This is a genomic window from Hymenobacter segetis, assembly GCF_038448715.1.
Taxonomy (GTDB): domain Bacteria; phylum Bacteroidota; class Bacteroidia; order Cytophagales; family Hymenobacteraceae; genus Hymenobacter; species Hymenobacter segetis.
Genome location: NZ_JBCEVZ010000064.1, coordinates 1 through 26,042, shown reverse-complemented (window position 1 = coordinate 26,042; position 26,042 = coordinate 1). Strand labels below are relative to the sequence as shown.

The 26,042-nt window shown below is 60.2% G+C and carries 14 protein-coding genes and 2 tRNA genes; 11 read left to right on the top strand and 5 right to left on the bottom strand.

From position 1 onward, the window contains the following. Positions 1-146: 146 nt before the first annotated feature. Complete coding sequence (locus tag AAFH49_RS18755) at positions 147-1,058, bottom strand: TerB family tellurite resistance protein (protein WP_342300595.1); 912 nt, start codon at positions 1,056-1,058, stop codon at positions 147-149. 254 nt (positions 1,059-1,312) lie between these two features. Here AAFH49_RS18755 and AAFH49_RS18750 point away from each other — a divergent pair. The 5 genes from AAFH49_RS18750 to AAFH49_RS18730 all read left to right on the top strand — a co-directional run bounded on the left by AAFH49_RS18750 (position 1,313) and on the right by AAFH49_RS18730 (position 7,442). Further along, a tRNA-Val gene (locus tag AAFH49_RS18750) sits at positions 1,313-1,387 on the top strand. Between the two features lie 115 nt (positions 1,388-1,502). Next, positions 1,503-1,577: transfer RNA gene (locus tag AAFH49_RS18745), tRNA-Val, on the top strand. A gap of 181 nt (positions 1,578-1,758) precedes the next feature. After that, positions 1,759-3,393 (top strand): DUF6377 domain-containing protein, encoded by a 1,635-nt coding sequence (locus tag AAFH49_RS18740; protein ID WP_342300594.1) that lies wholly within the window; start codon positions 1,759-1,761, stop codon positions 3,391-3,393. Between the two features lie 464 nt (positions 3,394-3,857). Next, on the top strand, positions 3,858-5,966 hold the full coding sequence (locus AAFH49_RS18735; RefSeq protein ID WP_425293345.1) for a glycoside hydrolase family 97 protein: 2,109 nt from the start codon (positions 3,858-3,860) through the stop codon (positions 5,964-5,966). A gap of 51 nt (positions 5,967-6,017) precedes the next feature. Continuing rightward, positions 6,018-7,442: an alpha-amylase family glycosyl hydrolase gene (locus AAFH49_RS18730; RefSeq protein WP_342300591.1), complete on the top strand. Its 1,425-nt coding sequence runs from the start codon at positions 6,018-6,020 to the stop codon at positions 7,440-7,442. A 154-nt stretch (positions 7,443-7,596) separates the two neighbouring features. On the opposite strand, the gene AAFH49_RS18725 is transcribed toward AAFH49_RS18730, so the two are convergent. Together AAFH49_RS18725 and AAFH49_RS18720 are read right to left on the bottom strand one after the other, a co-directional pair. Continuing rightward, a complete protein-coding gene (locus AAFH49_RS18725; RefSeq protein WP_342300589.1) occupies positions 7,597-8,253 on the bottom strand; it encodes a DUF6134 family protein in 657 nt (218 codons plus the stop codon). Then, a complete protein-coding gene (locus AAFH49_RS18720) occupies positions 8,243-9,040 on the bottom strand; it encodes a DUF547 domain-containing protein (RefSeq protein WP_342300587.1) in 798 nt (265 codons plus the stop codon). Before AAFH49_RS18720 ends, AAFH49_RS18725 begins: the two co-directional genes overlap by 11 nt. A gap of 268 nt (positions 9,041-9,308) precedes the next feature. Between AAFH49_RS18720 and AAFH49_RS18715 the strand changes: the two genes are divergently transcribed. The 4 genes from AAFH49_RS18715 to AAFH49_RS18700 all read left to right on the top strand — a co-directional run bounded on the left by AAFH49_RS18715 (position 9,309) and on the right by AAFH49_RS18700 (position 13,201). Beyond that, entirely contained in the window at positions 9,309-10,001 is a 693-nt protein-coding gene (locus AAFH49_RS18715; protein WP_342300585.1) for a TIGR04283 family arsenosugar biosynthesis glycosyltransferase, read from the top strand. Then, on the top strand, positions 10,001-10,990 hold the full coding sequence (locus tag AAFH49_RS18710; protein WP_342300583.1) for an NAD-dependent epimerase/dehydratase family protein: 990 nt from the start codon (positions 10,001-10,003) through the stop codon (positions 10,988-10,990). Before AAFH49_RS18715 ends, AAFH49_RS18710 begins: the two co-directional genes overlap by 1 nt. Then, positions 10,983-11,852, top strand: a complete 870-nt coding sequence (locus AAFH49_RS18705; protein ID WP_342300581.1) for an SDR family oxidoreductase — start codon at positions 10,983-10,985, stop codon at positions 11,850-11,852. Before AAFH49_RS18710 ends, AAFH49_RS18705 begins: the two co-directional genes overlap by 8 nt. A 179-nt stretch (positions 11,853-12,031) precedes the next feature. After that, positions 12,032-13,201, top strand: a complete 1,170-nt coding sequence (locus AAFH49_RS18700; protein WP_342300579.1) for a hypothetical protein — start codon at positions 12,032-12,034, stop codon at positions 13,199-13,201. Between the two features lie 206 nt (positions 13,202-13,407). Here AAFH49_RS18700 and tamL read toward each other — a convergent pair whose 3' ends face one another. Continuing rightward, the gene (tamL, locus tag AAFH49_RS18695) at positions 13,408-15,678 is read right to left on the bottom strand and encodes a translocation and assembly module lipoprotein TamL (RefSeq protein ID WP_342300577.1); all 2,271 of its coding nucleotides are present in this window, start codon (positions 15,676-15,678) and stop codon (positions 13,408-13,410) included. Positions 15,679-15,839: 161 nt separating this feature from the next. Continuing rightward, positions 15,840-21,107 carry a translocation/assembly module TamB domain-containing protein gene (locus tag AAFH49_RS18690; RefSeq protein WP_342300575.1) on the bottom strand — a complete coding sequence of 1,756 codons (5,268 nt, stop codon included), beginning with the start codon at positions 21,105-21,107 and terminating at the stop codon, positions 15,840-15,842. A 242-nt stretch (positions 21,108-21,349) separates the two neighbouring features. On the opposite strand from AAFH49_RS18690, the gene AAFH49_RS18685 reads away from it, so the two are divergent. Then, complete coding sequence (locus tag AAFH49_RS18685) at positions 21,350-24,175, top strand: 4-alpha-glucanotransferase (RefSeq protein ID WP_342300574.1); 2,826 nt, start codon at positions 21,350-21,352, stop codon at positions 24,173-24,175. Positions 24,176-24,884: 709 nt separating this feature from the next. Further along, the coding region (locus tag AAFH49_RS18680) for a hypothetical protein (RefSeq protein WP_342300572.1) at positions 24,885-26,042 on the top strand (1,158 nt) is incomplete at its 3' end.

Here is a 26,042-nt window from a genome sequence, read left to right as displayed (position 1 = left end):
ATTTTGTGGACGGCGCATTATAACAAAAAAGGCCACCGTGAGGTGGCCTTTTCTATTTTAAAGATTGGAAGTTTTTGTCGTCCACAAAATCCGTGGAATCCGAAAAATCCGAGCGAAACGAAGTTCGGCGTAGCCAATCCGTGGTCCTAACGGCCCCCGAATAAGCCCCCGAGCATTCCGCCCAGGCCGCCATTCAGCAAGCCGCCCAGGCCCGAGCCGCCCGCACTGGCCGGCTGCGAGCCGGCCCGGCCACCCAGGCCACCCAGAATGGACATCATCGAGCCCAGCCCGCCGCTGCCGATGGCCGAGCCCTGCTGCGGCATATTGGCCGTGGCGTTGGAGTTGCCGCCGCCGAGCAGGCCGCCCAGCATACCGCTGCCGAGCAGGCCGCCGAGCAGGCTGCCCATGCCGCTGTGGGCCGCACCGCCCAGCAGGCCGCCCATGCTACCGCCCAGCAAGCCGCCGCCGCCGGAGTTGCTTTGGTCACCGTAGCCGCTCTGGTTCTGGCTGCCGCCGCTCATCACTTTGGAAATCACCATCGGGGCCACCACGCCCAGCAGGCCGGCCATGAGCGCACCTTTGGGAATGCCCACGCTGGACAGCTTATCGCCGATGCTGCTCAGGAAGCCGGTTTTGGCCGGGTCCTGCGGGTCGTGGGGCACGCTGGCGGCTTGGTCTACCACGGTTTCGAGGGTTTGCTTCTGCTCGGGGTTGATGCCGAGGTATTGGGCCATTTTGCTAATCATGGCTTCCTCATCGTTGGCATACGAGCCATCGGCGCGAGCGAAGCTGATGAGGTCGGTAACGAGCGAGAAGCGCAAGTCGCTGTTTTTGAGGATATCCAGGTTCTGCTGAATGGTCTGATTGTTGGCGTCCTGCGCGGCGGCCAGCACCTGCTGGGTAGCCCCGCCCGAGAGGCCGGCCTGCTGCGCCAGCGCCTGCAGAAACTGGCCTTCGGCGCCCGAGGCCTGCCGGTCGGCCGTGGCCAGGCTGGCAATGGCGCTCAGGTAAGCGGTTTTTTCTTGTTCCGAGTAATTCTGGAGGAGTTGGGTATCCATCGGGGAGAGAGCGTTGAGTGAGAAGTTTGTTTCCACCCCTTAACGGAGCGGCCTGGAATACGTTGCTTGCCTTAATTGAAGCCCGCAAAACAGTTTTTTTCTAAAATTCAGCGAAAATTTCTTGCGCTGAAAATGAATTTGTTGCTGCCGGATTCGACCGAAAATCGAAAAAATATGCACCCAAAAGCAGCAGCAGGTTTTGTGTTTCCAAAAAGTCCCCCCATCTTTGCAATCCCAAACGGAAACAACCACACGGGGGATTAGCTCAGCTGGTTCAGAGCATCTGCCTTACAAGCAGAGGGTCACTGGTTCGAACCCAGTATCCCCCACACTGATAAACAGCCACTTAGATTGAAATCTGAGTGGCTGTTTTATTCTAAAGCCGGACTCTTGGTTTGCCCCGAGGCCGCTGCAAATGCTGATAGAGCTTGCAGGTTTTTTAATGGGAGGTTAGCTCAGTTGGTTTAGAGCGCTTCGTTCACACCGAAGAGGTCGAAGGTTCGAATCCTTTACTTCCCACATTGATTAACAGCCACTTGGTAGCGATACTGAGTGGCTGTTTTCATTTTAACACGTTTGAAGGCCGCTTCGAAGCTAGAGCAGCTGAATTCATTGCCGTAGCGGAATGAGGTGCCCACTAACGCACCAGCTATCTGTTAATTTTGGCCATTCCCCGCCCGAATTACCTCCTGTCGCCTTCGTGAAGCTCTTTTTAGTCCTGTGGTGTAGCCTGCTCTTTGGTGCGGTACCTGCTTGTGCGGCGGCGGGCACGGGCACGACTGACAGTCTGCTGGTGGAGCTAAATAAAGCGTTGGACCACAAAAAGGAATACGATGCGCAACGCCTGAATCGCATTGCCGTGCTCACAGCCGAGTTTGCCTCGGCGGAGGTGAATGATGATGCGAAATTTGACCTGGGCCTGCGCATTTACGATGAGTACAAGACGTTTAAGTACGATTCGGCCTTTGTGTACTGCCAGAAGATTATCCGACTGGCCAATCAGCTGAAGCAGCCGGAGAAGCTGGAAGTTGCCAGGTTGAAGCTGGCTTTCGTGCTGCTCTCGTCGGGCCTGTTCAAGGAAACCTTCGAGACGCTTGATGGCATCAATCCGGCCCGGCTGAAAAAGGCCGATAAGCAGAGCTTTTATTTTCTGAAAGCCCGGGCCTACAGCGACCTGGGCGATTTCAACCAGGACCAGGTGTACCGGCCAGCGTATTATTCCAAGGCGCTGGCCTATGCTGATACGGCCCTGCAATATGCCCGTCCCGGCTCTTACGAGTACCTATCGGTGCAGGAATTTCGGGCGCAAAAGACCAACAATGTGCCCGCCGGTGCGGCCGTGTACCAGCAGATATTACGTTTGCCGCACCTCACGCTACACCAGCTGGCCGTGAGTGCCAGTACCACGGCCTACCTCTACGAGCTGGCGGGCCAGACCGATAAGGCCGTTGAACTGCTGCTGGTTTCGGCCATTGCCGACGTGAAAACGGCCACCAAGGAAACCACGGCCATCTTCAAGCTCTCGGACTATTGCTACCGCCAGGGCGACCTGAAAAATGCCTATACCTTCATCCGGGAGGCGCGGGAGGATGCTACGTTCTACAAGGCCCGGCAGCGGCAGCTTGAGATTAGCCACGTCTCGTCCATCATCGAAGGCCAGAAAATTAACATCATCGAAAACCAGCGTAAGGCGCTGAAAACCTATGCGATTATAATGACGCTGCTGGCGGGCGTGGTGATAGGCTTTGCCATTATCAGCTTTAGGCAGCTGCGGAAGGCGCGCAAAGCCGACCGGGTGGTTTTTGCCACCAACCAGGAGCTGCGCGAGCGGAACGAGGTGCTGCGGCAGCTGAACGGCGACCTGAACGAAGCCAACAAGATTAAGGAGGAATACATCGGCTTCTACTTCCACAACAACTCGCAGTACATCGACAAAATCGAAACCCTGAAGAAGCGGCTCGATGCGCTGCTGGCTACCAAACAGTACGCCGGTGTGCAGAAGCTGGTGGACGGCGTGAACATCAAAACCGAGCGCAACGAGCTGCTGAAGGGGTTCGATACGGTATTTCTGCGGCTATTTCCCAATTTCATCGCGCAGTTCAACGCGCTGTTCGGGGAAGGGGAGGGCATTCGGCTGGCCGACGACCAACTGCTGACCACGGAGTTGCGCATTTTCGCGCTCATCCGGCTGGGCATCGACGACAGCGAGCAAATCAGCCGGATGCTGGGCTACTCCATCAACACGATTTATACCTATAAGACCCGGGTAAAGAACCGGTCTTTCCTGCCCAACGAGGAGTTTGAGGCGCGCATTCAGGCCATTCAGGCGGTCTGAAGAACGAGGCTGCTACACGGTAAAAGGGGGATATAGTTAACCCGATATCCGGTTGGGTGAGTGGCCACACACCAGGGTGGGCAGGGGAGCATCGGCTGGTTGCGGCACGATGCGACGGCGTGAAGGACAGGGATGGGAATGCCCCATGCTTTTGTAATGCTTGGGATGTTTTTAAGAGGCTGGAGCCCTTGTTTTTGTTAGAATGAGGAGGAGAAGATGCCATATGGGGCTAATATTTTGGTTGGGGATTTTTGGGGTAAATCATTGTTGGTGAAGGATAAGTCTGGGGGATGGGTTAATATTTTTCATACTGTGGTTTGAAAAATTTCAGGGGGGTGAGGGGTGACTCTAGCTTTGTTTGACAAGCTCTCCCAAACCTTGGGCAGCCGCAGCCTTTACCCCTGCCCATACCTAACGCTGAAGAAGTCGCCGCTCCCACCGCCCCCCGATTTGACACCCGAATGATGAGAAATATTTTGCTGGCTGCGCTGCTGCTGACGGCCGGCTCCCAGGCCCACGCGCAGGCCACCGCCCCGCTAACTGCCAGCCTCGACAAAGTGAGCCTGACCGTGGCCCTGAGCACCGACGGCCGCCCAACTTATGCCGTGGCCTTCGGCCCGAAAACCGTGATTGCGCCCTCACGCCTGGGCTTGGCGTTTGCCGATGGCAAGGGCTTTGATGGGCCGCTGGTGCTCACGGGCAGCGAAACCAAGGACGTGGACGAAACCTGGCAGCCGGTGTGGGGCGAGGTGAAGAACATTCGCAACCACTACCAGCAGCTCACGGTGCACCTGCGCCAGCCCGCCGCCGATGGGCGCAAGCTGGACGTGGTGTTTCGGGTTTTCGCCGATGGCGTGGGCTTTCGCTACGAGTTTCCGCGGCAGGCGCACCTGCAGTATTTCACGGTGCAGGACGAATTCACGGAGTTTCACCTGCCGGCTAACCACAAGGCGTTCTGGATTCCGGGCGACTACGACTCGAACGAGTACGCCTACACCACCAGCCGCGTGAACGAGGTGAACACCACGCCCATTCCGGCCATTCAGGAGAAGGCCCCGGCCAACCGTATTCAGACGCCACTGATGCTGAAATCGGACGACGGCCTGTACATCAACATCCACGAAGCAGCGCTGGTGAACTACCCGGCCCTGTACCTGAACGTGGACACCAAGACGTTCGACCTCACCAGCCAGCTCGTGCCCGATGCCACCGGCACGGGCGCCAAGGCCTATTTGCAGGCTCCGGAGCACACGCCCTGGCGCACCATCGTGGTGAGCGACAAGGCCCCCGAGTTGCTGGCCTCGAAGCTCATTCTGAACCTGAACGAGCCCAGTAAAATCACTGATACCGGCTGGATTAAGCCCCAGAAATTTGTGGGCGTGTGGTGGGAAATGCAGACCAGCCGTGGCAGCTGGAACTACGCCGACACCTTCAACATCAAGCTGGCCGGCACCGACTGGCGCAAGCTCAAGCCCAACGGCCGCCACATGGCCAACACGGCCCACGTCAAGCAATATATCGATTTTGCCGCCGCGCACCACATCCCCGGCGTGCTGGTGGAGGGCTGGAACGTGGGCTGGGAAGACTGGGCCAATAACTGGAAGGAGGAAGTGTTCGACTTCGTGACGCCCTACCCCGATTTTGATGTGGACGAGCTGCAGCGCTACGCCGCCAGCAAGGGCGTCAACATCATCATGCACCACGAAACCAGCGGCGCGGCCACCAACTACGAGCGCCGCCAGGACAATGCCTACCGCTTCATGAATGCCCACGGCTACACCTCGGTGAAAACCGGTTACGTGGGCAAAATCATTCCGCGCGGCGAGCACCACGACGGCCAATGGATGGTGAACCACTACGTGCAAACGGCCCAGAAAACGGCCGATTACCACATCATGGTTGACATGCACGAGCCGGTGCGCCCCACTGGCCTCAACCGCACCTACCCCAACTGGCTGGCCTGCGAAGCCGCCCGTGGCAACGAGTTCAACGCCTTCAGCGAGGGCAACCAGCCCGAGCACGAAACCATCCTGCCCTTCACCCGCCTCATGGGCGGGCCGATGGACTATACGCCCGGCATCTTCAAGCTCCAGAATTTTGAGCCGACCGGCAAGCGCCTGGTGCACACCACGCTGGCCAAGCAGCTGGCGCTGTACGTGACCATGTACTCGCCCCTGCAAATGGCCGCCGACCTGCCCGAGAACTACAACCAGCACCTCGACGCCTTCCAGTTCATCGAAGACGTGCCCGTGGACTGGGACGATACCCGCATTCTGGCCGCCGAGCCCGGCGACTACCTCACCACCGTGCGCAAAGCCAAGGGCCGCGACGAGTGGTATCTCGGCAGTATCACCGACGAAAAAGCCCGCCAGCAACCCATTAAGCTGGATTTCCTCACGCCCGGCCAGCGCTACGAGGCCACCATTTATGCCGACGGCAAAGGGGCCGACTGGCAGAAAAACCCCACGGCCTACCGCATTACCAGGCAGGTGGTTACCAGCAAGTCGGTCCTCACTTTGCAGCTGGCTCCCGGCGGCGGGGCGGCGGTTAGCTTCAAGCCGGTTAAGAAATAATTTCCTGCGTCTCGGCGCGCTATTTTCCTGTCCTTTTAAAAGAATTCCTGCATGCTTATTCGCCGTATTTTAGTTAAAAACAGCCTGGTTTTGCTGCTGGCCGCCAGCTTCCTGGCCGGGTGCAAAAAGGAGATGGCAGCGGCCCCGACGGCCACCACGCCCACTACGCCGACCACCCCCACCACGCCAACCACACCGCAGTACGGCACGCCTTTCTCGGCAGTGCCCAACCGCGAGGATGCCGTGATTTATCAGGTGAATATGCGGGCGTTCAGCCAAAGCGCGAACTTTGCCGGCGTTACGGCCCGGCTGGATTCTATCAAGAATCTGGGCGTGAACGTGGTGTACCTCATGCCGATATACCCGGTGGGCCAGCTGCGCGGCGTGAACTCGCCCTACGCCGTGAAAGACTACCGCGGCGTGAACGCCGAGTTCGGCACCCTCGCCGACCTGCGCACGCTGGTGGACGCGGCCCACGCCCGGGGCCTGACCGTGATGCTGGACTGGGTAGCCAACCACACCAGCTGGGACAATGCCTGGGTAACGGACCATCCCGACTGGTACCTGAAGAATGCCGCTGGTACCATCTCAAACCCGCCCGGCACCAATTATAACGACGTGGCCCAGCTCGATTTCACCAACCCGGCCATGCGCGCGGAGATGATTTCGGCCATGAAATCGTGGGTGTACACGGCCAACGTCGATGGCTTCCGCTGCGACTATGCCGACGCGCCCACCATCACGGCTTCCACCTTCTGGAAACAGGCTGTGGACTCGCTGCGCACCATCAAAACCCACAAGCTGCTCTTGCTGGCCGAGGGCAGCCGCAGCAGCCACTACGCCTCGGGCTTCGACTACATCTTCGGCTTCAACTTCTACGGCGGCATTCGTAGTGTGTATATCAACAACGCCTCGGCCACCACGTTCGATAACTTCAACGCCAGCGAATACGTGGGCGCCACGGGCACGCAGCAGGTGGTGCGCTACATCACCAACCACGACGTGAACGATTCCGACGGCACGCCGGTGGCGCTGTTCGGCGGCGATGCGGGCGCGATGTCGGCCTTCGTCATCGCCGCGCTCTACAAGGGCGTACCCATGATTTACAACGGCCAGGAAGTGGGCATGAGCACGGCCATCAAATTCCCCTTCACCGGTGTGAAAGTGAACTGGAATGCCAAACCCGAGGTGACGCGCCTCTACCGCCAGCTGCTGAAAGCCCGCGCCGCCAGCCCGGCCCTGCAACACGGCATGCCCACCGCCTCGTACAGCACGGCCAACGTGTGCGCTTTCACCAAGGTATCAGGTACATCGCAGGCGCTGGTGGTGGTGAATACCCGCAGCTCGGCCACTTCCTTTACGCTGCCCGCCACCCTGAACAGCAGCACCTGGACCAACGCCCTGCAAGGCGGTCAGGTCACGCTGGGCAGCACAATATCGTTGCCCGCCTACGGCTACGTGGTCCTCACGAAATAGGGGATTGGGAACGGGCAGGAGCTGTTTCAAATGTCTGTCATCCTGAGCAAAGCGAAGGACCTTCTCACGTTTGAACGTATTGTTCAGTCGCGAGAAGGTCCTTCGCTTTGCTCAGGATGACAGGCGTTTTTATTGACTGCGCCAACTACCAGCACTACGGCAGCAGCCGAATAACGAAATTCTTCAGCGGGTTCTTTTTGATGAGGCTCACCAGCCGGCCGTTGGCGTAGTGGTACTCGTCTTCGCGGCCGTCGCGGTGGGCTTGGTAGGTGCCATCGGCGGCGCGAGCCAGGGTGAAATAGTCGCCAAAATATTCGGCGAAAGCGGTGGTGTGGCTGCCGGGCTCGCCAAAAAACATATCCGTCACGGTGTAGGTGATGGGCTGCTTTTCGATGGCTTGGTAGTGGTGTTTGTATTGGTCGGCCCGGATGGCGTAATGGTCGCCCAGCCACTCGGCGCGGGACGAAAAATTGCCCTGATTGGTGTGCGCCTCCACCGTGGACAGCAGCAGCTGGCCGCCCCGCACGCGGTTGGTTACCTTGTAGTAAATTTTCAGGTGATAGAACAGGAACGTGACCTGCACGTCGCTGATGAGGGTGGAAATCACCTCGGTGGTGCCGGGCTGGGGCTGGCGGGTGGCCGTCATGGTGCCCACGCGCAGGCCGGCTACTTCAATGGCGTAGTGGCGGGTTTCGGTGGGGGCGCCCGGGCGCGTGGTTGTGCCCGGCAGGGCCTGGGCTTGCGCCGCGCCGGCCAGCCCCACTAGTACCAGCAGCGCCAGCCAATGGCCCGCACGGGGCCTATTGCTCATTCAGGCTCCAGTTGTAGTCGAGGTAGGAAATCCTGGTTTTGGCATCGATTTTAGTCGTCGAATACTTATTTACCCACTTTTCCACCGATTGGCCATTCTTGTCCCAATCACCTTTGTACCAGTCAAAATACTTGGAAAGCTGGGCGCTGGCGGCACTTGGTTTATTCTTGGCGGGGTTGTTCAGGAAGTCGTGGCCCTGGTCGTCGAGTTGGCTTTCCAGCTTGGAAGCGGTGTATGCCTCGTTGCGCAGGCGCGGGCACGACATCGAGGCGCACACCAGCGCGAAGTGGATGCGCGGGTCGTCGTACTTCTTGCGTAGCGTGCCATGCTCGATGTTATCGAGGCTCATTTTCTCGCCGCCGATGCTGAAAAACTTGATGGCCCAGGGCGTGGTCACGAAGGGAATCTTGATTTTCGAGCCAATGTCCTTGATGCTCGAAACGGGGTAGTGGTCGAGCACCAGGCGGATGGTGTAGGCGTTGTAGGCATTAATCCAGAACGCCATTTGCTCGGCCTTGCTCCACGATGCGGCGGGCGCGTTTTTGCTGAGCATATCCAGGTAGCTGTTGAGCGCCTGCTGGTCGGCCTTGAGGCCCTTGTAGTTGACGAGCCCCTTGGCGCTTACGTATTTCTTTAGCAGCTTGTCGTAGCTGCCGTGGTCTATGGCAGCGGGGCTGGCGGCAGTGGCCGCGCTGGCCGGTGAGTGGGCCGGCGCTGTCGCAAAGGCATTAGCACCTAAGAGTATAGTGCCGAACAGGGCGAGGGTAAAAGAGCGGGTGGCTTTCATGAAGGAAAATTGGATGAGAAGCGCTTGAATAACCGGACGGTGGGGCACTGCCGCGGCAATAGACGCAACGCCGGCGTAGGTTTATCCCATACGAGAAATAACGCGGGGCCGATTGACGAGCTCTGGAAACGGCCCGCGCCGTCGCTGGCGGGTAAAGATTTCGCCCGTTCCAAACTGCTGGCGGCGGCCCGTGCGTAAGCATGGAAAACGGCCCACAGTGCAAGTGCGGCGAAATGCAGAAATTCGCCCCCTCGTCCTTTCCCTTGCTATGAAACTGAGCGTCATCATCCCCTCTTTCAACGAAGCCTCCAACATTGCCCGGCTGGTAGCCGAGCTGCGCCGCCACGATGCCAACGGCGCGGTAGAAATACTGGTGGTGGACGCGCACAGCCCCGACGGCACCGCCGAGCTGGCTCGCCAGGCCGGAGCCACCGTGCTGCTGGCCCCCCGGCCCGGCCGCGCCGCCCAAATGAACCACGGGGCCGCCCACGCCACCGGCGATATCCTCTATTTCGTGCACGCCGACGTGAGCATTCACCCCGACTACGTGGCCACCATCGGCCAGGCCGTGGCGCAGGGCCACGCGGCAGGCTGCTACCGGTTCCGGTTCGATTCGGCGCATCCGCTGCTGCGGATTAATAGCTTTGGTACTCGTTTCAAAGGGATTATGAGCCGGGGCGGCGACCAGACGCTGTTTATTACGCGGGCGTTGTTTGAGCAGCTGGGCGGGTTCAATGAACATTTCGTGGTGATGGAGGATTTTGAGATTATCCAGCGCATCCGGCGGGTGGCCTCGTTCCTGATTGTGCCCAAAGACGTGGTGGTGTCGGCCCGTAAGTATCGGAATAACAGCTGGCTGCGCGTGCAGGTGGCCAACCTGACAGCCTTTTCGCTGTACTTCCTCAAAGTGGCTCCGGTGCGCATTGCCCGCACCTACAAAGCCATGCTCAACACCTACTGATGGCCGAAACCGTCCTTGTGACCGGCGCCAACGGCTTTCTGGGCCGGCACCTCGTGGCCGAACTGCGGCAGCGCGGCCATCCCGTGCGGGCGCTGCTACGGCCCGGCACACCCGCGCCATTTCCAGCCGATTGGAACATTGACTACCGCGCCGCCGACCTCACCCAGCCCGCCACCCTGGCCGGCGCGGCCCACGGCTGCGGGGCCATCATCCACGCCGCTGCACTGGCCCAGGTGAATCCGGCCCGCGACCCGGCCGTGTGGGCCGCCAACCTCGGCGGGACCGAAGCTGTGCTGCAGCTGGCGCGGAGGGCGGGTGTGCGCCGGCTAGTGTACGTAGGTACGGCCAATGTCTTCGGCTTCGGCCCCAAAGCCAACCCCGGCGACGAAACCCGGCCCTACGCTGGCCGCCGCTACGGCCTCGACTACATGGACAGCAAGCGCGCGGCCACCGACCTCGTGCTGCGCGCCGTGGCGCGGAAGCAGCTGCCCGCCGTGCTGGTGCATCCCACTTTTATGCTCGGCCCGCAAGATGTTAAACCGACTTCCAACGCCCTGCTGCTGGAGCTTTTTCAGGGCAAGCTGCCGGGCTACCCGCCGGGTGGCAAAAACTACGTGCACGTGCGCGACGTGGCCACGGCTACCGTCAACGCCCTCACGCAGGGCCGCGTGGGCGAATCTTACATCCTCGGCAATGAGAACCTGAGCTACCGCGAGGCCTTCGGGCTGATGGCGGGCGTGCTGGGGGTGCAGGCACCGCGCTGGCCTATTCTGCCAGGGCTCGCCACACTTTATAGCGAGTTTTGCGATGTGAAAGCGTGGCTCACCGGCCGCCCGGCGCAGCTGAATTCGGCCATGACCTCTGTGGCCAACGACGGACATTATTTCAATGTGCAGAAAGCCCGGCAGGAGCTGGCCCTGCCGCAAACTCCCATCGTTCAAGCCGTGGCCGAAGCGTTCGACTGGTTTAAAACCAACCATTATGTTTGATTCAAATCCGGCCCCTCGCTCTTCGCTGGATGCCACGTTGGCCCGGCACCCGGGACCGTTTGCGGGCAAAGTGGCCATCGTCACCGGTTCGGAATCGGGTATTGGGCGCGAAACGGCTCGCACGCTGTGCGAAAGCGGAGCCGCCGTGGTCCTGAACGGTCGCAACGCCGAGCGGCTGGAGCATACCCGGCAAATGCTGACCGCTGCCGGCCACTCCGTAGCCACCTGCGTAGCCGACGTGACCGACTACGCCGACTGCGAGCGCCTCGTGCAAACGGCCCTCGACCACTTCGGCCGGCTCGATATTCTGATTACCAACGCCAGCATTTCCATGCGCGCCTACTTCGCCGACATGGCTCCCGAGGTGTTCCGGCAGGTGCTCGACAGCAACGTATACGGCTCGGTGTATCCGCTCAAGGCGGCCCTGCCGCACCTGACCCGCACGCGGGGCAGCGTCACGTTCATTTCCTCCATTTCGGCCCTGAATGGGATGCCTAGCGGCTCGGCCTACTGTGCTGGCAAGGCAGCCGTGGCCAACCTGGCCCACACCCTGCGGCTGGAGCTGGCTGATACCGGCATTCACTTTGGCGTGGTGCACATCGGCTTCACCCAAAACGACCCCGAAAAGCGCGTGCTCGATGCCCAGGGCCAGCCCGTGCCCATTGCACACCGCCCGCCGCGCTGGCAGAAGTCGCAGGCCGCAGTAGCTGCCATTATCGTGCGGCACGTGCGGAAGCGGCGGCAGCGCACCGTGATTTCGGCCCTGGGCCGGATTATCGTGCTGGTGCATACCTACCTGCCACGGCTGGGCGACTGGGTGGTGCTGTCCACCATCCGGCGGATGCGGCATTTCTACGAATAGCCGCCGGGAAGGGCCGCTGCGGTGGTAGCGGGGGCTGCATTCGGGAATAACCGGGGCCTTTGGTATTCTCGCGGTGCTGCGGCGGTCCCCGAACGGCGGCGCGGCTGTTTATTTGCGGCCCCGTTGGGCCTTTTTCGCTTGGGTTTTGTTGGCAAGCGTTGCTTTTATCGTTTTAGTCTATGCCGCTGCTTGAAGTTACGGATGCCCGCCTGGCGCGGCAGTTTGTGGAGTTGCCCGCACGCCTGCACCAGGCGGTGCCGCAATACATCGGGATTCTGGAAAATGAGATTGAGGCCGTTTTCGACCCCATCAAAAACCCGAAATACGCCAACGGCGAAGCCATTCGCTGGGTGCTGACCGATGCCACGGGCACGGTCATCGGCCGGGTGGCGGCCTTCCTCAACCGCGACGCGCCCGACGTGCAGAACCCCGACCTGCCCACCGGCGGCCTGGGCTTTTTCGAGTGCATCGACGACCAGTCGGCCGCTAATGAGCTGTTCGATGCCGGCCGGCAGTGGCTGGCCGTGCGGGGCATGCAGGCCATGGATGGCCCCATCAACTTCGGCGAGCGCGACCGGCTCTGGGGCCTGCTGATTGACGGTTTCGACCGCCCGCCGAACTACGGCATGTTCTGGCACCCGCCGTATTACCAGCAGCTATTCGAGCAATACGGTTTTCAACTCTACTTCAAGCAGTACACCTGCTACCGCACCACGGCCGCGCCGCTGCACGCCCGCTTCGCGCAGCAGGCCAAGGAGCACGCGGCCGAGTTCCGCTTCGAGCACGCCCGCAAGGCCGATGCCGAGAAGCTGGCCTACGACTTCCACCACGTGTATAACCTGGCCTGGGCCAAGCACTCGGGCGTGAAGCCGATGACGCTGGACCAGGCCCGCAACATCGTGAAAGAAATGAAGCCCGTGGTGGATGAGCGCCTGCTCTGGTTTGCCTACCACGGCTCCGAGCCGGTGGCGTTTTTCATCAGCCTACCCGAGCTGAACCAGATTTTTCGGCACGTGGGCCGGCGGCTGAACCTAGTGGGCAAGCTGCGCTTTCTATGGGCGCGCTGGCGCTTCATGCGCCGCCGCGACAAGCGCCTGTTCGGCATCATTTACGGCGTGGTGCCCGAGTACCAGGGCAAGGGCGTGGACGCGGCCATGCTGGTATATGCCCGCCAGGCGTTCATCGACGCGGGCTACGCCGATATCGAAATGAACTGGATTGGCGATTTCAACCCGCGCATGCTGGTTACCACGCGCTCCATCGGGGCCACCATCGTGAAAACCCACGCCACGTTCCGCTATTTGTTTGATAGGGAGCGGCCGTTTGAGCGGATGCCGATAATTCGGTAACGTCTGTCATTGCGAGTGGAGCGCAGCGCAACGCGGCAATCCGTCCTCTGGATGCGACCAGCTTTGAGCTGTGACAAAGCCTTGTTTTAGCAACAAAAAGCCCCGATACTGCGAAGTGTCGGGGCTTTCTGATAGAAGGAAGTGTCTGGTTAATACAGGACGGATTGCCGCGTTGCGCTGCGCTCCACTCGCAATGGCAGACATTGTTAGAACGGATAGCCGATGGCCAGGTTGAAACGGCCGGTTTGGCTGGTAGGCGTGCCGTAGGGCGCTTGCAGCGGGAAGGCTAAGTCGAAGCGGATAACGAAAAACTGCACGTCGACGCGCAGACCCACGCCGGCCCCCACGGCCAGTTGTTTCAGGAAGGTGCTGGAACTGAACTTGCCGCCGGGCCGGGCCTGGTCGTCGTTGGCCAGCCAGATATTGCCGGCATCGAGAAACACGGCCCCTTTGAGGTAGGGAATCAGGTCCTGGCGGTATTCCACGTTGCCTTCGAGGCGAATGTCGCCCACCTGGTCGTAGAAGCTGTTGAGGTCCTGCGTGGCATTCTGGGGGCGGTAGGTGCCCGGGCCGACGCCCCGCGCGGCAAAGGCGCGCACCGAGTTTGGCCCGCCAATGCCGTACTGCTTGGGGTAAGGCAGCACGTCGGAATTGCCGCTGGGCAGGCCCACACCAGCTTGGAAACGGGCCACGATGCGGTTGCCCGAAGCAGGATTCGGGCTGATGCGGTAGTATTCGCGGAACTCGAAATCAAACTTCAAATACTGACTATACTCTTGGCCACCAATGGTGTACTTGCCATTATCGTTCTTGGTGCCGCCGAGAGAGCTGGCCAGGCCCTGGGCCAGGTTGCCGCTTCCCTCGACCTGCCCGCTGAAGTAAATCTGCTGGCGGCGCTGCTCCAGCACCTGCTGGTTGTAGGTGTAGCGGTAGGAACTGGCCAGAATGAACTGCTGCTGAAACGCGCTTTTCAGAAAAGGTCGGGCTTCAAGTATTGGAATAAACTGGTCAGTAGGCGTGAACTGAACGTAGGTTATATCAATAGGCTTGATTTCCTGCTCGTTGGTAATCTTGGTTTTCCAGGAGTAGCCGTAGTTCAGGTTGAAGAAGTTCTGGGTGAAGTAGTTGGCGCGCGTCACGAGCCGGAAACCCGCCCCAATGGTGGTGCGCGGCTGGAAATCGGAGTTGGGCAGGTGCACATCCAGCAGCGGCAAATTGGGCACCACGAGGCGCGGAATGAGCAGCTGCGCGTTCAAACCTAATTCGTAGCTGGTGAGGCCCACGCCGCCGCTGCCACTCCCGGTCTGGGTTTCAGTGGAAGCCACGGCATTGACAACTAGCTGCTCGCCGCCGCGCAGGGCCGAGCGGTTCCGGAACGACACCGTGAGGCCCGGCCCCGTGAAGCCGTTGCTCTTGGACACCAGCTGCAAATCGGCCCGCAGGCTTTTCTTTTTGAGCTGGGTCATCAGCACATCAGCGTCGAGGCGGGCGCGGTCGGCTGAATCGCCGGCCAGCGATGGCTTCAGGCGGATTTCCACGAACTTGAACGTGTTCAGGCTCATCAAGCGGCTGATGGTCTGGTCGCGCCGCTTGCGCCGGTACAGGCTGTCGGGGTACAGGAATGTGGCGCGGGTAATGGCGCTGGCCTTGAATACTTTCTCGTCGGGATAGTAGAGGTATTTGCGGTAGAGGATGGGCGGGCGCGTGGTGGTATCGGTCAGGATGTAGTTCGTGTTGAGCTTCACCACATCGAGCCAATAGGGCCGCACGGCGATGGCGGGGGCGCTGCCTTTCACGCGCAGATACACGTTCACTTTGTCGTGCAGCGTGCTATCCACTTGAAACAGAATGTAATCGGGGTTGAAGTAGAAATAGCCCTGGTTTTTCAGTACGTTGTCGATGCGCACCCGCTCGTTGGTGAGCGTGGTCAGGTTGTAGGCGTCGCCCACTTTCAGCAGGGTGCCGGGCTGGGTGGCGCGCACGGCAGCGTTCACCGTGGTGTCGCCTTCCGGGAAATGGATTTCCTTGATGGTGTAGGGTTTGCCAGTCGTGGCGGTGTAGTCCACCTGCGCAGTCTTGTCCTTCGCCTTCACCTCATGGGCCACGGTGCCTTTGAAGAAGCCGTTGTTATAGAGCCGATTGGTAATCAGGCCTTCGGTGGCGGTGATTTTCACGTCTTTCAGCAGCACCGGTGCTTCCCCAAACTTATCGGCGAAGAACTTGCCCAGACCCTTCTTCTTGCCCACGCCGAGGTGCCAGAAATACAGCTTCGGCCGCAGGCCCAGAATGGAGCCGTTGGGCTTGGGCGCTACCACCGATGCCAGCTCGGTTTGCAGGGCGGACTTGTTGCTGAGCTTTTCAGGCGATTTGATGATGACCTTGCTGCCCGTGTAGAGCTTCTGGCCTTCGGGAATGTATTTCAGGCCCGAGCAGGAGGCGAGGAGCAGGAGCAGAGCGAGGCTGGCTAAGCGGCGCAACGAAACCTCACTTCCCGCCCGAATTCCTGAAAAATAAGGGGCACTGGTTAAGTCCTGACAAATGCCGTCAGGCGCTTCCTTTTGAGGGGAGCGAGGACCGGAAAGGAAGGTTCGGGTATGCCAATCAAACATGCTACTATCGTTCACTACCAAATAAATACCTATTTCTTGCTTGCCTGCTTTGTCGAATCTACCCGCGCCGAAGGAGGCGAGGCTTGCTGCACAGAATCCTTCTCGGCTTTCTTATCCACTTTTTCCTGCTTGCGGTTGGCTTTGCGCTCTTCCTTGATATCCTTCGGTACTTTCGAGAACAGCTCTTTCAAATCCTGGTAGTCGCGCTGGAACACCAGAGCCGCGCCGGTGCGCACCAGTGCGCCGTCGATGTCCTCGTAGCTGTTCTGGCGGAACACGCGCACGCGCAGGCGGCCATCGGCCAGCAGGGTGTATTCCAGGCTCACATCGCCGGCCAGGTTGCTGGGGCTGTTCTGGCCCTGGGTGCTTTGGGTGCCGGTGTTGCCGCTCAGGGCAATGTCGGTGCCCACGCGCACGGTCAGGCGGTTGTTGAGGAGCTGGCGGCGCAGGGCCACGTTCAGGTCGGTGCGGCTGCCCTGGCTGCCGTCGGCCCCGTAGGCAGCCTGGTTGGTCACGCCCAGGTCGAGGCCGAGGCCGGCGAGGTACTTGCCAGTGAGGTTGTTGAGCTGGTCGGTAAGCACGGCGCTGGCGCTGCCGCGTAATTGCGTGGCCACCAGTCCCTCGCCACTGCTGGTCTGGAAGGGGTTCTGGGCCACAAACCGACCCAGAATCAGCAGCGAGAACACCTGCTTGCTGAGTTCCGAGGTCTGGTTAGGCTGGCGCAGTTGAGCCAGCTTGGCATCAACCTGGCCGTTGAGGGCGCCGCGCTGGTTTTCGGGCAGCGTGATGTCGAAGCCGATGGTGGGCTTAGTCAGCTGGTCGGTCACATTCAGCAGCACATTAAACGGCAGGCGGTTGCGGGCGACCGTGGCACTGGTGAGGTCATCAGCCCCCTGGCCGGCCAGCAGCTCGGCCGGGGCAGCCTGCACCTTGTACACGGCCGTGATGTTAAGCGTGGCATTATACGGGTCACCGTCCCAGACAATCGTTGAGCCTCTGCGGATGATGAAATCCCGCTGCGCCAGGCTGTATAGCGACATATGGTAGAGCCCGCGCGCCACTTCCAGCCGCCCGCTGAGCGTGATGGTGCCATCCGGCGCGATGTTGGTATTGAGTGTGCCGGCGGCCCGCACTTTCAGGTTGTCGCCGCTCACCGGGTCGATAACGATGGTGAATGGCGTGCGGTCGGTTATCGTGACCACGGCCGTCACATCGTAGCCCGAGGCGGCCATTTTCAGTGTGTCGCCGGCCGCCAGCTTGCGCGAAAGCATGGTATCGAGCGGAGCACTTTTATCCACAAATTCAACAATGCCCTCGCGCGCCACCGTGGTGGGCGTGGCCGTGGGCGACTCCACCGTAAGGTTCGAGCCGTCGACCACCGTCACATTGGTATTCACTTTGATGAGCGAAACCGGCCCCGTGAGGCGGGTATCCGAGTCGAGCACCAAGCGGCCGTAGAACAGCTGGTTGTCCTCGCGGGTGCTGCGCACGGCCAGGAAATCCTTGGTCGTGGCCCGCATATCGAAGGAGTAGTTGACGAAGTCCTTGCTCAGCAGATAGCCATTGATAACTGCTTTGTTCGAGGCCGAATCCAGCACCGTGAAGTTATTGAAGGCAATGCCCCGGTCATCAAACGTGAGCGACTGATTAGGCAGGCGGAAGGGCGAGCCCAGCTGCGGTACCACAAACCCGGCATCGTCAGAAGTATTAAGGGTGCCGCGCACCACCGGCGCGCTCGGCGCACCCGTCACCGTGAGCTGGCCGCGCACGTAGCCGTTGGCTTGGCGCACCTGACCCACTGAGAAGGGCTCAATGAGTTTCAGGTTTAGGCGGTTGGCATCCACCGTCAGGTTGAGCGGGGTGGGGCTGCTGGCGAGGTAAGTGCCGCGCACCTGCACGTCGTTGCCCGCGCCGCCCACGGTACCGGCCGCGCCGCCGGCCAGCCGCGCATCTACATCGTAGCGGCTGGGGGCGGGGTTGGTGGCCCGGAAGGCGATATCACCAATGGAAGCCTTCTGGAACACCAGGTTTTTAATCGTGGCATCGGCCGTAAAAGCCTGATTGGGCTTGCCCAGATTGTCGATGCGGGCCGTGCCATTCAGGTTGCCGGCCACCAGCGAATCCTGCTGCTGCACGATGCGCGCCAGTTCGGCCAGCTCGAAATTGGTAAACGTCACACCCAATGGCGAGGTGCGCACCTGCGGGTTCTGGCTTTGCAGGGCCAGCGTGCTGCGGCCATTCGTCAGGTTGAGGCCGTCGGCCACCACTTCGCCGGTAGGGTAGTAGCGCACGAAGTTGTTGGCTCCCGCCGTCCAGTTTTCGTAGTTGATAACTTGCTCGGGTGCAGCCACGAATTCATACACTACGCTGCTATTCTTGCCGCCGCCCTGAGCCAGCGCCTGCAGGGTGCCGGCCACCGCCAGCCGCTCACGGTTGGCTGAGTCGCCTAGGATGGCTACGCGGCTGAACAGCTTGTTATTCGCCACGTTGCCGATGATGCTGGGGCGGCGCAGCTTCAACGTACTATCCTGGGCGGCCTGGGCCAGGCGCAGACTGTAATCCAGCTTCGCGGGGTCCGAATCTACGTTCAGGCGCAGCGAATCAAGCTTGTAATTATTATACCGAATGACGGGAATGCTGGTATTCGCCGTGAGGCGGGCGGCTTGCCGCGAGTAGTCGCCGGCCAGCGTGAAGGGGGATATTTTCTTCAGCCCCGGCACCAGCTTGGTGGCCAGATTCGGGTCTTTTAATTGCAGCGAATAGGTGAAATGCCGGTCGGCCGAACTGGGCACATACTTCACGCCGGGCACGTCGAAGTAACGGTCCAGATGCTGCTGCAACTCGGTGGCGATGTCGCCCAGATGCACGTTGCCATCGAGGTTTACATTGGCAATGTCAGAGCTGATGACGGCCAGCGTACGACGGTCATTCTGCACGATGCGGCCGTTGAGCGAGTCGAGCGGAAAAGGCTGGTTGTCGCGCACAATCACAATGTGGCGGCCGCTGAAGGTGCCGTTTAGCGTATTCAGATTCGAGCCGCGCAGGTTGGCCACCAGGTCGCCCTGCACCCGCAAATCGCCGCCGGTGTAGAAGCCCAGCGCCGTGAGGTTGGCCCCGCGCAGGTTCAGCTTCGTGACTTCGTAGGTGGGGTTTTTGGCGTCGCGCAGATTCACCACGGCGCTCAGGTCGAGGTTCAGGTTGGGGTCGTTTTTGCTGCTGGCGTTGATGACGTAGCGGTTGCGGTCAAGGTCGACGGTGGCCACCACGCCGTGGTAGGTGTAGCCGTTGTAGCGGGCGCTTTGCACGTTGCTCTGCACGCGGCCCACCAGCGAGGCCGGGTTTTTCAAATCGCCCGTCGCGTTGATGCGGCCCGTGGCCGTGACGCGCCCGATGGTCGGGTCTTTCAGCAGCTTGCCGAAATCGAACCCGCCCACCGCGAAGGTGCCAATGAGCGGCTGCCGCCCATTGGCCTGTGCCGCCCCCAGCTTCCCGCTGAAAGCAAGGTCGCCGTAAGTGGAGCGCAGCTTAAGGTTGGTATCAAATGCCAGCGTAGTGGGCCGGCCCCGGAAAGTGCCGCTCACGGCCAGCGTGGGCGGAATGCTGATGTTGTTCGGGATGCTGCCCTTCGGCGCGAGGCTCAGGATATCGGCTCGCGAGGTGCTGAACTGCTGAATATCGAGGTCAGCATACAGCCGCGCATCGGTATTGGGCAGACCCTGAATCCGGCCGCGCCGGGCTTTGAGCACCGTGTTGCGCAGGCCCACAAACTCCAGGTTGCGCACCGAGAAATCGCCCACGCGCCCGGCAATCTGCCCATTGAGCAGCACTGATTGGTTGGGGCCGGTATTGAACGGCGAGGTGCCGGCCAGCTGCGGGGCCAGGTACAGAATGTCGCGGAAGCCCAGCCGCACGTTCCGCAAATCACCCTCAATCTTCAGATTGGGCAGCTTTTTCGTGTCGCCCAGCGCGGCTAGGCTCTCGTAGCCAATGGCCAGCGTGCGCCGGATGCGGGTGTGCGGCGTAATCAAATCGAGACTGTCAAGCCGGATTTGCACTGAGTCGTACACCACGTTGGCTTTCCACGAATCGACGCGGAAGCCGCTCTGTTCCTTGCCGGCCAGGTTGTCGACTTTGCCCGTGGTGCGGTTTTCAGAATAGCTCAAATCGTGCGTGTTCAGCACGAGGTCGGTGAAATTGAGGTGGTTGTAGTCGAGGGCCGGGAGGCGCGTTTTCTGCTTGGGCTGGTTGAAGTTGTCGAACTTCACGGCTAGCCCGCTGATATCAGACTCATCCAGCAGCACGCGCCAGCCCGGCGAAGCGGCGCTCTGGCCGGTGGCGGCTTTGGCCTTGTCGGTGGCTTCGTCCAGCTTGCGCACGGCCTCGGCGGGGTTCACCACGCGCTCGGCCACGGGCACGGCCTCGTTCTGAGCGTAGGCGAAGGAGGTGTTTTTGAGCGTCAGCTTGCTCAGGTTCACGCGCTGCTTTTGCAGGTTGATATCCTTGGCGGTGATATCGGCTAGGCCGATATTGGTGCTAATGAACTGGGCCGCCGGGGCGTTTTTATACACGAACTGCACGCTGTCGAGCGCGGCGTGGTTCAGGCCAAATTGCAGCGTGAGCGGCTCGGTGGGGCCGGGGTTTTCCACCTCCGGGGCGGTTTTAGTTTGCACGATGCTGATGGCGGTGCGGTGCAAAGCCGCGTTATCCACCTTGTAGATGGACTTGTCTACATCTACCTCGTCCATATTGGCCGTGAACTCGCCGACTTTGGCCCGAATGTCGGAGCCCGTCACCTGGTCATTCTGTGTGAAGTAGATGTTGGTCAGCCGCGCCTTGCCAATGTCGTATTTCAGCGTCGAGGCGGTGGTATCCACCGGCGCGTTGGGGTCGACGAAGGCGTCGATGATGAAGTCGTAGTTGTTCACCGAATCAGGCTCGGTGCGCGTGAGGCGCACGCGGCCGTCGTTCAGCTCCACGTTGGAAATATTTACCTGGCTGTGCAGCAGCGCCCAGATATCGAGGTCGACGCCGAGGTGGCCGACCGATAAAAGCGTGTCGCGCTGCTGGTCGGCGAGGTACACACCGTCGAGGTTGATGGCGTGGCGGAAATCGGTCCGGAATTTCCCGATTCGGACCTCCGTTTTGAGCTTATTGCGCAAATAGCTTTCAGCCTTGTTGGCCACAAAGTCCTGACCCGAAGGAAATTGCAAAAACACAACCACTCCGATGACGAGGAGCAGGACCAGGGCTATTAACCCCAGAATTCCGTAAAGGGCACGACGCAGAAAAGTGGACAAGGCGGAAGGTAATTAGCAGCAACACAAAGCAGGAGCACCTTCCCAAACGCAGAACCGGCGGCTGGGGTTGGCAAAATGGCTCGCCGCCTCGCCCGGCGAACGCGACCCGGCCCGACTGCGTAAGCCCCGGCCCGGGTGGCTGTTCGTGCGCAACCGTTTGAGCATCCCAACCATCTTCCGGCTTCATAAATCCTCCCTTGGCGAGTCCCTATCTTGCGCCTCCCAAACCCCACCGCTTGCCCATGACCCTACGTTTTTCTCTTCCCTACCGCACCGTATTCGGCCAGCGCCTGGCCGTGTGCGGCTCCCATCCCGACCTCGGCAACTGGCAGCCCACGGCAGCCGCCGACATGAACTACGACGAAGCCAGCACCTGCTGGAGCATCGAGCTGACCGTACCCGATTCCGCCGGCGAGCTTACCTATAAGTACGTGCTGCGCGATGCCAACACCGGCGGCGAGCACTGGGAAGCCGGCCCCAACCGTAGCGTTGCTTATGATGCCTCCCGCACGCAACGCCTGAATCTGGCTGATTACTGGCGCGCCCCCGCCCAGCCCGAAAACGAGCTGCTGACCGCTGCCTTCACCAAAGCCCTTTTCCGCCGTCCGGCCAAAGCGCCCGCCGCAGCAACCCCAGCCGCGCCCGCCAAAAAAACCAAAGCCCCCGCCGCGGCCAAAGGCTCGAAAGCTGCCAAAGCCACGTCCGAAGCTGCCCCGGCATCAACCCCGGACTCCCAAACAACTAAAACCGCTGCCGGCGAAACCACTTTTCGCCTCCTCGCCCCGCGCGTAGCACCGCAGCACGGCCTCTGCATCCTCGGCTCCGACCCCGCGCTGGGGGCTTGGGACAACACCAAAGCCTTGGTGCTCTCCGATGCTGAATACCCCACCTGGAGCGGCACCGTAACGCTGCAAAACCCCGGCGAAAACTGCCTCTATAAATACGCCATGTGGGATGCCGCTGCCGGCCATGCCCTCGACATGGAAGGCGGTGAAAACCGCGTCATCCCTGCCACGCAGGACCGCACCGTGGCCCGCGTTTTCAACGACGAAGCCTACCAGTACGCCACCGCTTGGCGCGGGGCCGGTGTGGCCCTGCCCGTATTTGCCATGCGCAGCGCCGCCGGCCTCGGGGTAGGGGAGTTCTCCGATTTGAAGCTGCTGACCGATTGGGCCGTGCAAACTGGCCTCAAGCTGGTCCAGATTCTGCCCATCAACGACACCACCGCTACCCATACCTGGGTTGATTCGTACCCCTACGCCGCCATTTCGGTGTTTGCGCTGCACCCGCAGTTCATTCACCTCGAAGGCATTGCCGCGCTCAAGGACAAGAAGGCCGCCAAGGAGCTGGCCACGCTCAAAGCAGAATTCAACGCCAAGGATTTCGTGGATTACGAGCCGGTGATGAATGCCAAGTGGAAGTTTCTCAAGCTGCTGTATAAGCAGGAGAAAGCCGCCTTCCTGGCCGACCCCGAGTACCGCGAGTTCTACGCAAGCCAGGCCGACTGGCTGGTACCCTACGCCGCCTTTTCCGCGCTGCGTGACCGGTACCACACCGCCGATTTCCAGGAGTGGCCCGCGCAGTTCCGCACCCCAAAAAACCTGGCCAAGCTGACTGCCGAAACCGCCGCCGACTATGACGACTACGGCCTGTTCTTCTTCACCCAGTACCACCTCGACAAGCAGCTGCGTGCCGCCGTGGCCTACGCCCGCTCGCGCGGCGTGGTGCTGAAGGGCGACCTGCCCATCGGCATCTATCGCCACTCGGTGGACGCCTGGACCCAGCCCGAGCTGTACCACATGAACGCCCAGGCCGGCGCCCCGCCCGATGATTTCTCCACCACCGGCCAGAACTGGCGCTTCCCCACCTACAACTGGGAGCGCATGGCCGAGGACGGCTACCTCTGGTGGAAGCAGCGCATGGGCCACCTCGCCCGCTACTTCGACACGCTGCGCATCGACCACATCCTCGGTTTCTTCCGCATCTGGGAGATGCCCATTGAGTCGGTGGAAGGCCTGCTGGGCCACTTTGCGCCGGCCCTGCCACTGCACCGCCACGAGATTGAGCGCCGCCTCGGCTGGTTCGATTACTCGCGTCTTTGCGAGCCCTACATCCGCTGGCACATGCTCCAGGATATCTTCCAGGGCGAGGCCCAGAACGTGTTCGACGAGTACCTGGACGATGCCAGCTACGGCCGCATTCACCTCAAGGAAGCGGTGAACGACCAGCGCAAAATCGAAGCCTACATCGCCCAGAAAGTTGCCACTTACCCCGAGCACGCCGAGTATTTCGCCTGGCTGCAAAAGGGCCTGTTTGCTTTGGTGAATGAAGTTCTGTTCGTGCCCGCCGGCAACGACTTCTACCACCCGCGCATCACCCTGAACAAAAGCTACTCGTTCCGCGAGCTGGACTCCGATGAGGACCGCCGCCGCCTCTACGACGACATTTACATTGACTTTTTCTTCCGCCGCCACGAGGAATTCTGGCGGCAGCAGGGCCTCGTTAAGTTGCCGCCCGTGCGCTACGCCACCGACATGCTCATCTGCGGCGAAGACCTGGGCATGGTGCCCGCGTCGGTGCCCGGCGTAATGAAGGAGCTCGGCATCCTGGGCCTCAACATCCAGCGCATGCCCTCGAACCCCGAAACCGAGTTCGGCCACCCCGACAGCGCGCCGTATCTGAGCGTAGTCACGACCAGCAGCCACGACATGAGCACCGTGCGCGGCTGGTGGGAAGAAGACCGGGTGCGCACCCAGCGCTTCTTCGAAACCATTCTCGGCCACTGGCGCGAGGTGGCCCCGTTCTATTGCGAGCCCTGGGTGGCGCGCGAAATCCTGGTGCAGCACCTGCACTCGCCGGCCATGTGGGCCATTTTCCCGCTCCAGGATATGCTGGCCATCGACAGCCACCTGCGCCGCGCCAACCCGCACGACGAACAAATCAACGTGCCCAGCAACCCCAGCCACTTCTGGAAATACCGCCTGCACCTCCCGCTTGAGGAACTGGTGGATGCCATCGGCTTCAACGAGCCGCTGCACCAGCTGGTGGTAGCCAGCGGCCGGGGGTAGCGCCCGGTAGATTAGTAGCAAGGCCAGCAAAACGGGCCAACAGCAAGGGCCAGTCGGAATTCCGACTGGCCCTTGCTGTTGGCCCGTTTTGCTGGCCCTTTCCATTGCTGCCAGATGCCGCTATAGTCCGACCAATTCAACTGTAGAGCAATGGCCGTAAATATAATTATTCCATAATAAAATTATTATTCGGAAATATCAAATCGAGGAACTTTGTGTGGTTGACTTAGTGCAGTACCCATCCCGACAATCCGATACGATTGTCAGGTTCGTATGCAAAAATGCCGTGAAATATACTGTTGTGAGGTGCTCAAGCATGTTTCCGCGCGAGCACAGTAGCGAAAAACGTATTACGAATCGGCTGGAAATCAACAGAAAACTCTCCTTTTTAATTGTGATTGCCTTGCAGGTATTCAACTATTGGAATGCGGGGGATTCCCGGGAAGGGAATCCTGATTGGGATTATAACAAGTGTCAATTGTTTTGACTGAATGCCCATACGGTGCTCATGCATTTTAATAGGGCCCAAACCGGGTGTTCGTCTGGAATGATGCCGCTTTGGTCGAAGTGCATTTCTGCTGCTTCCTCCACAGAAATAGTTTTGTAGCAGATATAGAAGGTGAAATGCGCCACCGTTGGCGCAGCTTTTTGTTTTGAAAACAAGGACTTACCAATAATATTTTTTTTCTAATACCCTTCTCCACATTTTATGAAACCTCTCTTACGACTTCTGTTTCTGCTGCTGCTGGCGCTGCCTGGCTGGAGCCAGAACAGGCCCTCGAGCAACGCGGGAGTGCCAAGCCTTGGCACTGGCGCACCAGTAAACATGAGAGACGTGTTTATTCCCGGGAAAAATCCGTCTGTTAATCCGAAGGCGGCCAACCGCGTTCAGGCCCGGACCTGTGCCGATGTGAGCGAGTTCAATTTCAGCGCGCGTACGGCGGGTGAAGACTGGAAAACCAGCCGCACTCTCACCACAGGTGCCACCACCCTTACCTCATCGGGGTATGCCACGAACTCATCAAACCAAACTACTACCCTCACGGTCGTACAGGACCAATCATTCGGGAAGGTATTGTTGTGGGACGTGGACTACGGTAACAATGGTGGCACGGCCCCGACCAATACCAACGCCAACTATAACCAAGTAACGTTTACGCTCAACCGGGCTACTAATGGCTTTTCGATGACGCTAAATGACATCGACAAAGCGGTGGGCCAATCGAACGGCAATGGCTGGACGGACTGGGTGCAGATTGACGGCTACGCCACGGCTACCGGCGGCTCGCCGATTGCGCTGAGCGCCAGCGATGTAACGCTGGGTACTAACAGCACCAATGCCTGGAACGGCAACAACACGATTATCGGTACGAATACCAATACGACTACGGACGGCAACGTAACGGTATTGTTCCCATCGACGGTGACCCGGGTGGTGGTTACTTACAAGAACGCCCAAACCACTTACAACAACCCGGGCGAACAGATTATGGGCTTTGCGGCGTTCAACTTCTGCTCGCAGGCCGACGTGTATGCCCAGTATACCGCCGTGCCCAACCCCACTACCGTGGTGGCTGGAAGTTCGGTGAGCTACACCGTGAAATTTGGTAACGACGGCGATGCTTCTTCGGCCGTGTCGCGCGTGGTGACCCTGCCCGCCGGGGCAGTGGTAACGAACAACGGCGGTGGCACGGTAACGGGCAACACCATCAATTTTGGCACCGTGGCGTTGGCTACCGGGGCCAGCAACTCGTTTACTTACACGTACACGGTGCCGCCCACGGCTGGCACCTATACCAACACGGCCACGGCCGGTACTACCACCGAAGAAACGGTAGCGCAGCAAGCCAACAACTCGGTGAGTAGC

What these genes read in the sequence shown, in the direction of transcription:
- AAFH49_RS18755 (WP_342300595.1), bottom strand. Translation starts at nt 1,058, where the DNA reads ATGGATACCCAACTCCTCCAGAATTACTCGGAACAAGAAAAAACCGCT.
- AAFH49_RS18735 (WP_425293345.1), top strand. Translation starts at nt 3,858, where the DNA reads ATGAGAAATATTTTGCTGGCTGCGCTGCTGCTGACGGCCGGCTCCCAG.
- AAFH49_RS18730 (WP_342300591.1), top strand. Translation starts at nt 6,018, where the DNA reads ATGCTTATTCGCCGTATTTTAGTTAAAAACAGCCTGGTTTTGCTGCTG.
- AAFH49_RS18725 (WP_342300589.1), bottom strand. Translation starts at nt 8,253, where the DNA reads ATGAGCAATAGGCCCCGTGCGGGCCATTGGCTGGCGCTGCTGGTACTA.
- AAFH49_RS18720 (WP_342300587.1), bottom strand. Translation starts at nt 9,040, where the DNA reads ATGAAAGCCACCCGCTCTTTTACCCTCGCCCTGTTCGGCACTATACTC.
- AAFH49_RS18715 (WP_342300585.1), top strand. Translation starts at nt 9,309, where the DNA reads ATGAAACTGAGCGTCATCATCCCCTCTTTCAACGAAGCCTCCAACATT.
- AAFH49_RS18710 (WP_342300583.1), top strand. Translation starts at nt 10,001, where the DNA reads ATGGCCGAAACCGTCCTTGTGACCGGCGCCAACGGCTTTCTGGGCCGG.
- AAFH49_RS18705 (WP_342300581.1), top strand. Translation starts at nt 10,983, where the DNA reads ATGTTTGATTCAAATCCGGCCCCTCGCTCTTCGCTGGATGCCACGTTG.
- AAFH49_RS18700 (WP_342300579.1), top strand. Translation starts at nt 12,032, where the DNA reads ATGCCGCTGCTTGAAGTTACGGATGCCCGCCTGGCGCGGCAGTTTGTG.
- AAFH49_RS18685 (WP_342300574.1), top strand. Translation starts at nt 21,350, where the DNA reads ATGACCCTACGTTTTTCTCTTCCCTACCGCACCGTATTCGGCCAGCGC.